Below are 9,063 nucleotides of genomic sequence, written 5' to 3'. Positions count from 1 at the left end.
CGCCGCCGCGGCCGAGCAGGCCGCGACCGGCCGGCGCGTGCTGGCGCTCGTCGCCGCCGACGGCGCGCTGCCGCCGGCCGCCCCCGACGCGCCGCTGCCGGACGGGATCCGCCCGCTCGGCGCGGTCGTGCTGGCGGAGCGGCTGCGCAACGACGCCGACAAGACGGTCGCGTTCTTCGGCAGAGAAGAGGTGGCGCTGAAGGTGCTGTCGGGCGACAACCCGGCGACCGTCGGCGCGATCGCTCGCGATGCCGGAATCCCCGCCCAGTCGGATGCGCTGGACGGCGGCGCGCTGCCGGAGGACGACGCCGAGCTGCTGAGCGCGGTGCGCGCGGCACCGGCGATCGGGCGGATCTCGCCGGAGGACAAGGCGCGCGTCGTGCGCGTGCTGGCCGAGGACGGCGAGTACGTCGGGATGCTCGGCGACGGCGTCAACGACGTGCCGGCGCTGAAGGGCGCGCGGCTGGCGATCGCGCAGGGCAGCGGCACGCAGATGGCGCGCTCGGTCTCCGACCTCGTGCTCGTCTCGGGCGAGTTCGACGAGGTCCCGAGAATGGTCCACGAGGGCCGCCAGATCCTGCGCAACATCCAGCGCGTCGCGCGGCTGTTCGTGACGAAGGCCGTCTTCACCGCCTTCCTGCTGATCACGATCGCGATCCCCAGCGGCGTCTTCCCGCTGCTGCCGCGCCAGTTCACGCTCGTCTCGTCGCTGACGATCGGCATTCCCGCCTTCTTCCTCGCGCTCGCGCCGTCGACCGGCCCGTGGCGGCCGGAGGGCTTCCTGAAGGCGATCGCGCGCTTCTCGCTGCCGGCGGGCATCGCGACCGGCGCCGGGATCCTCGTCGCCTACCTGCTCGCGCGTCACGGCTTCGACGCGTCGCTGGAGGAGGGGCGGACGGTGACCGTCGCGACCGTCACGGCCTCCGGCCTGGCGATCGTGATGGTGCTCGAGGATGAGCCCGGCAAGCGGCGGCTGGTCGTCGCCGGGCTCTGCGCGCTGATGGCGCTCGGCTTCCTGCTCGTCTGCGCGATCCCCGTCGCGCGCGACTTCTTCGACCTCGCCGACCCGACTGGCGGGATGGCCGCGGCGTGGGCGATCGGGACGGTCGTGACGCTGACGCTGCTGGCGGCGGCACTGCGGCTGGTGAAGCTGCTCGACGCGCGCGCCGAGCGCGCGTCGGCCGCCGGCACGCGCTGACGCCCGGGCTGCCGCGCGCTGAGCCCGCCGCACGCGCGGACATCAGCGCCCACTTCGTGCCGCGCCGAGCAGGACCAGCGTCCCCGAGCGCGAACTGTCCCGCCATGGGTGCCGATGCACGCCCCGCGTCGCTTGCGCGGACGGTCTTCACGACGACGATCACGGTCGTCGCGGTCGTCGCCGGCCTCTACCTCGTCTACCTGCTGCGCAAGCCGATCGGCTGGCTGCTGATCGCCGGCTTCATCGCGGTCGCGCTGTCGGGCCCCGTCGCGCTGCTGCAGAGATGGATGAAGCGCGGCCTCGCGATCACGTTGACGTTGATCGGCGTGCTGCTGATCCCCTGCGCGGTGATCGCGATCGTCGTTCCGCCGCTGGTCAAGGAGGGCTCCAAGCTGGTCGAGTCGCTGCCCGACTACGCGCGCGAGTTCACCCAGTACGTGAACGAGAACGAGCGGCTGCAGAGACTCAACGACGAGTACGACATCACCAGAAAGGTGCAGGACTGGGCGAACGACCTGCCGTCGAGAATCGGCGACGCGGCGGAGCTGCTCGGCAACCTCGGCGTCGGGATCGTCAACTCCGTCTTCGCCGCGGTGACGATCTTCATCATGGTCGCGTTCATCCTCGGCTCCGGACCGCGCTGGATCCGCAGCCTGCTCGCGCTCCAACCGGACGACCGCGCCAGACGACTGGGCGCGACGTTCGAGAGCATGGGGCAGGCGGTCGGCGCCTATGTCGCGGGCGCCTTGTTCCAGGCGTTGATCGCAGGGATAACCACCTTCATCGTCTTGACGATCCTGGGGATCCCATTCGCGGCGCCACTCGCTGTCCTGACGGCGCTGTTCGACCTGATCCCGATGGTCGGCGCGACGCTCGGCGCCGTCGTCGTCGGCATCGTCACCGTCTTCGCCGACTTCCCGATCGACACGATCATCTGGGTGATCTGGGCGATCGTCTACCAGCAGGTCGAGAACAACGTGATCCAGCCGCGGATCCAGAACCGCGCCGTCGGCGTCCACCCGTTCGGGGTGATCTTCGCCGTCCTCTGCGGCGGCACGCTGCTCGGGGTGCCGGGCGCGCTGCTGGCGGTGCCGGTCGCCGCCTCGCTGCAGATCGCCGCCAGAGACTGGTGGGACTGGCGAACCGCGCGCAAGATCGAGCTGCCCGGCGGCGTCACGCCGGATCTCGCCCGGCCGGGCGACCCGCCCGCCGCGCCGGCGAGCTGAGCGGGCCACGCGCCCGCTGACCGCCGCCGCGAGCTAGCATCTGCGGCATGGCCGCGACGAACGACTTCGTGTGGGCGACGCAGCTGTCGCTCGGGACAGAGCTGACCCCGCGCTCGATGGGTGCCCAGCTGGTGCGCTCGGAGCTGTCGCTCTTCACCGAGATCGTCGACGTGCTGCCGGCCTCCAGAGCCGACACCGTCGTCGTCGTGCACGCCGGCCCGGCCCGGCCCGCCGCTTGGCGCGCCGAGCTGGAAGAAGCCGGAATCCTCTAGCCGCGTAGCCGCGCGCCGCGCGGCTCAGCAGCCGCTCAGAACGCCCACAGCTGCGGCACGAGCAGCACCGCGACGACGAAGAAGAGCCCGAGGAAGGGCAGCCCGAAACGCCAGTAGTCGCCGAAGCGGTAGCCGCCGGGTCCCATCACGATCATGTTGCCGGGCGTCGAGATCGGCGTCAGGAACGAGGCGGCGCAGGCGACCGCGACGCTCATCAGCACCGGCTGCGGCGAGATCTCCAGCTCGGCGGCGGCCGACAGCGCGACGGGGATCAGGATCAGCGCGGTCGCGGTGTTGCTGACCGCCACCCCGAAGGCGGCGGCGACGACGAACAGCGCGGCCAGCAGCAGGTAGGGGCTGGAGCCGCCGACGACGTCGACGAGGATGCCGCCGATGTCGTCGGCGGCACCGGTCGTCTCGATCGCGCCGGAGACGGGGATCAGCCCGGCGATCAGGATCACCGTCGGCCACGAGACGGCGCGGTACGCCTGCTCCTCGTCGATCGCGCCGAGCACGACGAGCGCCATCGCCGCGATCAGACCCGCGGCGGCCGCCGGGACGACGCCGGTCGCGAGCGCGATCACGAAGAGGGCGCCGACGACGAGCGTGCGCCGCGCGCCGGGGCCGAGCGGCACGACCTGCCGCCGCACCGCCGCGGGCGGGTCGACGACGAGCACCTCGTCGGCGTCGAGGCGCTCGTCGAGCGCGCTCCAGGAGCCTTCCAGCAGCACCACGTCGCCGGCGGCGAGCTCGACGTCCTCGGACTCCGGCTCGTCCCCGTTGCGCTGGATCGACAGCACGACCAGCTCGCCGCTCTCGGTCGTCATGCCGGGGAAGACCGCTTGGCCGATCAGCGGCGAGCGCGGCGGGATCACGACCTCGGCGACGCCGACCTGGCGCGTGAAGAGCGCTTCGGGCACCTCGCGCGCGGCCGACTTCGGCGCGATCCCGTACTGGTCGGCGAGCGTCTGCGCATGTTTGCTGAGGTCAGGCGGCAGCGAGCGCGCGCGGCGGTCCGGCAGCAGCCGCTGGCCGAGCAGCAGCGCCAGCCCGACGCTGCCGGCCGCGAGCGGGAGGCCGACGAGCGCGAACTCGAAGAAGCCGAAGTGGCCGACGCCGGCGTCGGCCGCCGCCTCGGAGGCGAGGATGTTGACCGGCGAGCCGGTCAGCACCAGCAGCGAGCCGGCGTGGGCGCTGAAGGCGAGTGGCATCAGCAGCTTCGACGGGCTGCGGCCGATGCGGGTCGCGATCACGACCATCATCGGGACCAGCGCGGCGACGGCGCCGTTGGGGGTGATCAGCGCGGCCAGCAGCGCGCTCAGCACGAGCACGAACGTGACCAGCCGGGTCGCGTCGCCGGCCGCGGCGCCGACGAGCCGCTGCCCGGCCCAGGTCGTGACGCCGGTCGCGTCGAGCGCCTCGCTGAGGATGAAGAGCGAGGCGATGAAGAGGACGGTCGGGTCGCCGAAGCCGGCCAGCGCCTCCCCGAGCGACAGCACGCCGGTCGCCGACAGCGCCAGCGCCGCGCCGAGCGCGACGACGGCGACGGGGAGGCGGTTCCAGACGAACAGCGCGACGGCGACCGCCAGGACCAGCAGCGTGACCGTCGCGTCATCCACGCTGGGCGCCGGTCAGCGGACCGGCCAGCCCGGCCCGAGCGGGATCCCGAGCAGATACCACGCGACGAAGAACAGCGTCCAGGCGATCGTCAGCACGACCGTGTACGGGATCATCAGCGCGATCACCGTGCCGATGCCCGCGTCGCGCTGGTAGCGCTGCGCGAAGACGACCATCAGCGCGAAGTACGGCATCAGCGGGGTCAGCACGTTCGTCGGCGAGTCGCCGACGCGGTAGGCGGCCAGCACCGTCTGCGGCTCGATCCCGAGCCGCAGCATCAGCGGCACGAAGATCGGCGCGAGGATCGCCCACTTGGCGATCTTCGCCGGGATCAGGACGTTGACGAGGATCGTCACGACCATCACGCCGAGCAGCAGCCAGAGATCGCCGAGGTCGAGCTCCTCGAGGATGTCGCCGAGCCAGACGGCCGCGACCTGCGCCATGTTGCTGAAGTCGAAGTACGCGATGAACTGGGCGATCAGCAGGAAGAGGAAGAGCAGGCTGACGAGGCTCGCCCACGATCTCGTGATCATCCCCAGCACGTCGTCACTGCCTCTGATCGTGCCGACGACGCGGCCGTAGGCGATCCCGGCGGCGAGGAAGGCGGCCGAGATGATCACGATCAGGCTGCTCATGAAGGGCGAGTCGCCGATGATGTCGCCGGTCTCCGGGTTGCGCAGCGGCGCGCCCGAGGGCAGCGTCAGCAGCGCGACGACGGCGAGCACCGCGAGCACCGCGATGCCGGCCCAGCGCAGCCCCTTCGCCTCCAGCGCCGCGTCGACCGCCTCGCCCTCCTCGCGCGCAAGCTCCTCCTCGTCGGCGAGGCTGCGATCCCATCTGCCCAGCCGCGGCTCGACGATCTTCGTCGTCACGAGCGCGATCACGATCGTCAGGAAGATCGTGCAGGCGGCGCCGAAGTAGAGGTTGGAGACGAGGTCGATTCTCGTCGTCGGGTCGACGAGCGCGGCCGCCTCGTTGGTGATGTCGGTGATGACGGCGTCGGCCGGGACGATCAGGATGTTGACCCCGAACGCGGCGCTGACCGCGCCGAAGCCGGCCGCGATCCCCGCGAGCGGATTGCGCCCGACGCTGAGGAAGGCGGTCGCGGCGAGCGGGATCAGGACGAGGTAGCCGGCGTCGGCGGCGATGCTCGAGACGATCCCGACGAAGACGATGATGAAGGTCAGCGAGGCCGCGGTCGAGATCGCGACGAGCTTGCGGATCAGGCCCCCGACCAGCCCCGACAGCTCGGCGACGCCGACGCCGATCATCGCCACGAGGATCACGCCGATCGCGGTGAAGCCGAGGAAGTTCGGCACGAACGAGGTGAACATGAAGCGGATGCCGTCGACCGTCAGCAGCCCTCTGACGGAGAAGGTCTCGGTCACGACCTCGTACTGCTCCGGCGCGTTGTCGTACGGCAGCGAGCTGACGCCGTTGAGGCTCTGCTCGACCGCGGTGCCGCCCGGCTCGACGACCTCGCTCGTGATGCTGACGCCGATCCAGTCGAGCAGCTGCGACAGCACGATCACGCCGATGCACAGCCCGAGGAAGAGGATCGCCGGGTTGGGGACCTTGTTGCCGTTGCGCTCGATCCAGGCCAGCGCGCGCTGCGTGAAGCCGCCCTCGCGCTCGCCGAAGCCGCCGCTGCCGTCGACGTGCTCGCTCGTGGCGCTCATCGCGCGCTCCCGTCACCCGTGAACGCGGCGGCATAGCGGCCGAGGAAGTCGGCCTCGGCGATCGTCGCGCGCTCGAACTCGTCGAGCAGCAGCCGCTCGTCGGGGCCGTGGATGTTGGCGAAGCCGTCGGTCGTGCCGACCAGCAGCGCCTCGGCCTGCGGCAGCGCCTGCGCGAGCGCGCTGACGATCGGGATCGAGCCGCCGCTGCCGGCGAGGATCGCGTCGCGGCCCCACGCTTCCGACCACGCCTCGCGCGCGGCCGTGTAGGCCGGGCCGTCGGTCTTCGCCGCGAAGCCGTTGCCGGTCGCGCCGGGCCGCACGTCGAGCTCGATCCCGTACGGCCGCTGCGCGCGCAGGTGCTCGATCACGGCGGTCTGCGCCTCGACGGCGTCCTGCTCCGGGTGGACGCGCACGTTGAGCAGGGCGCGCGCGTACGGCGAGACCGCGTTGACGGCGCCGTCGACCGACGGCACGTCGATGCCGGTGACGGTGATCGCCGGGCCCGACCAGACGCGCGAGCCGAGCCCGCCGGTGCCGATCAGCGGCATCCCGTCGAGGATCGTGCCGAGCTCGCGGAAGTCGGCCTCCGGCTGCGCCGGCCCGGCCCACTCGTTGCGCCGCAGGCCGGCGACGGCGACGTCGCCGGCGTCGTCATGCAGCGAGGCGAGCGCCTTCAGCAGCGCCAGCAGCGCGTCGGGGGCGGCGCCGCCATAGAGGCCGCTGTGCTTGCCGGATGCGAGCGTGCGCGTCTCGACGGTCACGTTCGCCATCCCGCGCAGCGCGGTCGTCAGCGTCGGCTGGCCGGGGCGGATGCTGCCCATGTCGCCGATGATCAGCGCGTCGGCCTGGAAGCGGCCGGGGTCGGTCGGCGGATAGGTGCCGAGCGCGCCGCTGCCGATCTCCTCGTAGCCCTCGATGCAGAGCTTGATGCCGACGGGCGGCCGGCCGCCCCAGGCGCGCAGCGCGCCGACGTGGGCGATCACGTTCGACTTCGTGTCGGCGACGCCGCGCCCGACGAGCGCGCCGTCGCGCTCGGTCGGCTCGAACGGCGGCGAGCTCCACTGCGACAGGTCGCCGGCCGGCACGACGTCGTAGTGGCTGTAGAGCAGGACCGTCGGCGCGCCGGGCGGCGCAGGGATCTCGCCGGTCACGACGGGAGCGGTGTCGGGCAGGTCGAGCCGGTCGACGGCGACCCCGGCGTCGGCGAACAGCCGCGAGGTCAGCTCAAAGGCGTCGAGCAGCGGCTGATCGATCTGGCCCGGAACGGATACGGATGGGATCCGCACCAGCGCCTCGAGATCTCGGCGCAGCTCCGGCATCAGATCCCGCACCCGCGTTGCGACGTCGCGACCTTCCATGCCCCCTGCTTTCTGGATCGGATTCGACCGACTGCAGGGAGAACATGTCAGACCGCCGACCTAGGATCAACTTTCCCCTGCGCGGCGGGCGACCGGCCTCGGCGGGGACACGCCGATCCGCTGCCGAAGCGCCAACAGCCGCTCAGCAAGCGGGCGATCGGGAACCCTCGCCTGAGAGTCAGCTTTTGCGAGGAATGGACAACTCTTGCGGGATCTCTCGGCAGGTACGCGCGGTGATCTGCTGCGCGGAGTCGCGACCGGCGCGGCGGCGGCGGGTGGGGTCGCGGTCGCGCTGCTGGGCATGCCGCGGCCGGCGACCTCGGCACCGGCGCCGTCGGCGCAGCAGGACCGCGAGATCCTCCAGCTGGCGCTGCTGCTCGAACGGGTGCAGGCCGGCTTCTACGCCGAAGCGCTCGCGCGCCTGCCGCTGCGCGGCGAGCTGCGCCAGTTCGCGCGCGTCGTGCACGGCCACGAGCAGGCGCACGTCGCGGCGATCGAAGCGGCGCTCAGAGGCGCCGCCGGGCCGGCGCCCGCGCTCGACCTCGCGCAGGCGACCGCCGACCTCGACAGCTTCCGCGCGACAGCGGCCGCGCTCGAGGACCTCGTCGTCGGCGCCTACAACGGGCAGGCGACCAACCTCACGCCGGCGACGCTGAGCGAGGTCGCGCGGATCGCCTCCGTCGAGTCGCGTCACGCCGGCTGGGCGCGCGCGATCGCCGGTGAGCTGCCGGCACCGGACGCCGTCGATCCGTTGCCCGACGAGCAGGAGGTCCGCGACCAGCTCGACGCGCTGGGGCTGCTGAAGGGCTCGCCGTGACGCCGCTCGACAGATTGCTCCCATTCGACCGCGACGGGGCGCTCGCGGAGACGTTCACGCGCCTGCAGCTGCTGCGCGGCACGGCCGCCGTGCTCGGCGGCGCGGCGGTCGGCGCGGCGCTCGCCGCCGGTTCCGCGTCGGCGGCGTCGGCGGCGGGCGACATCGCGATCCTCGACTACGCGCTGACGCTCGAGGAGCTGCAGGCCGCCTTCTACAGCGAGGCGGAGCACGCGGGCGCGCTCGACGGGGCGCTCGCACGCCAGGCGACGGTCGTCGGCGCGCACGAGCGGGCGCACGTGGTCGCGCTGCGCAGAGTGCTCGGCGGGCACGCGAGCGCCAGACCGGCATTCGACTTCCGCGGCGTCACCGAGCGGCCGGAGCAGTTCCGCGAGACGGCGGTCGCGTTCGAGGATCTCGCCGTCGCGGTCTACAAGCACGAGGCGCCGCGCATCGCCAGCCGCGAGTATCTCGCCGCCGCGATCGCGATCCACTCGGTCGAGGCGCGTCACGCCGCGTGGATACGTCGCCTCGCCGGGATCCTGCCGGCCGCGCACGCCTTCGACGAGCCGCTTGCGAGAGCGAGAGCGATGGAGCTGGTCTCCTCGACCGGCTTCATCGTCGCGCGGGCGAGAACGGAAGGGAGGAGCGCGCCACGCTTCACCGGCTGAGTCGGCGCCGCGGTTCGCTCGTCGGACTCGCGTTCGCGGCAGGTCTCGCGGCCGCGACGGTCGTCGTCGTGGTGGAGCGCTCGCCGCGCGCGACCGCCCGCGGCGAGCTGTCGGCGCCGCTGCCGCCGTCAGCGCGGCCGTTCGCGATCCCGGTGCCGATGCGGCTGATGGCGGGCGGCGCGCCGGCGCGCTGGGCGCCGGTCGCGCGGGCGGCGGTCGCACGCGCGG

The 9,063-nt window shown here is 72.6% G+C and carries 8 protein-coding genes; 5 read left to right on the top strand and 3 right to left on the bottom strand.

Features of this window, described 5'->3' with window-relative positions:
• From R7226_RS30215 to R7226_RS30205, 3 genes are all read left to right on the top strand, one after another.
• Nucleotides 1-1,198, top strand: a 1,198-nt coding sequence (locus R7226_RS30215; protein WP_318601223.1) for an HAD-IC family P-type ATPase, incomplete at its 5' end; no start/stop codon positions are given.
• A gap of 104 nt (nucleotides 1,199-1,302) precedes the next feature.
• Nucleotides 1,303-2,424, top strand: a complete 1,122-nt coding sequence (locus R7226_RS30210; RefSeq protein WP_318601222.1) for an AI-2E family transporter — start codon at nucleotides 1,303-1,305, stop codon at nucleotides 2,422-2,424.
• A gap of 47 nt (nucleotides 2,425-2,471) precedes the next feature.
• Complete coding sequence (locus R7226_RS30205; RefSeq protein WP_318601221.1) at nucleotides 2,472-2,696, top strand: hypothetical protein; 225 nt, start codon at nucleotides 2,472-2,474, stop codon at nucleotides 2,694-2,696.
• A 35-nt stretch (nucleotides 2,697-2,731) separates the two neighbouring features.
• On the opposite strand, the gene R7226_RS30200 is transcribed toward R7226_RS30205, so the two are convergent.
• Genes R7226_RS30200 through R7226_RS30190 form a run of 3 tightly spaced genes read right to left on the bottom strand, consistent with a single transcriptional unit; the run spans nucleotide 2,732 to nucleotide 7,350 of the window.
• Nucleotides 2,732-4,315 carry an SLC13 family permease gene (locus R7226_RS30200; protein WP_318601218.1) on the bottom strand — a complete coding sequence of 528 codons (1,584 nt, stop codon included), beginning with the start codon at nucleotides 4,313-4,315 and terminating at the stop codon, nucleotides 2,732-2,734.
• Nucleotides 4,316-4,327: 12 nt separating this feature from the next.
• Nucleotides 4,328-5,992 carry an AbgT family transporter gene (locus tag R7226_RS30195; protein WP_318601216.1) on the bottom strand — a complete coding sequence of 555 codons (1,665 nt, stop codon included), beginning with the start codon at nucleotides 5,990-5,992 and terminating at the stop codon, nucleotides 4,328-4,330.
• Complete coding sequence (locus R7226_RS30190) at nucleotides 5,989-7,350, bottom strand: M20/M25/M40 family metallo-hydrolase (RefSeq protein WP_318601215.1); 1,362 nt, start codon at nucleotides 7,348-7,350, stop codon at nucleotides 5,989-5,991. Before R7226_RS30190 ends, R7226_RS30195 begins: the two co-directional genes overlap by 4 nt.
• Nucleotides 7,351-7,555: 205 nt before the next feature.
• Between R7226_RS30190 and R7226_RS30185 the strand changes: the two genes are divergently transcribed.
• Both R7226_RS30185 and R7226_RS30180 read left to right on the top strand, forming a co-directional pair.
• Complete coding sequence (locus tag R7226_RS30185) at nucleotides 7,556-8,167, top strand: ferritin-like domain-containing protein (protein WP_318601214.1); 612 nt, start codon at nucleotides 7,556-7,558, stop codon at nucleotides 8,165-8,167.
• Nucleotides 8,164-8,835, top strand: a complete 672-nt coding sequence (locus R7226_RS30180; RefSeq protein WP_318601213.1) for a ferritin-like domain-containing protein — start codon at nucleotides 8,164-8,166, stop codon at nucleotides 8,833-8,835. Before R7226_RS30185 ends, R7226_RS30180 begins: the two co-directional genes overlap by 4 nt.
• Nucleotides 8,836-9,063: the final 228 nt, after the last annotated feature.

It is taken from the genome of Conexibacter stalactiti (assembly GCF_033542075.1).
Taxonomy (GTDB): Bacteria; Actinomycetota; Thermoleophilia; order Solirubrobacterales; family Solirubrobacteraceae; genus Conexibacter; species Conexibacter stalactiti.
This window is presented reverse-complemented; position numbering and strand designations above follow the sequence as displayed.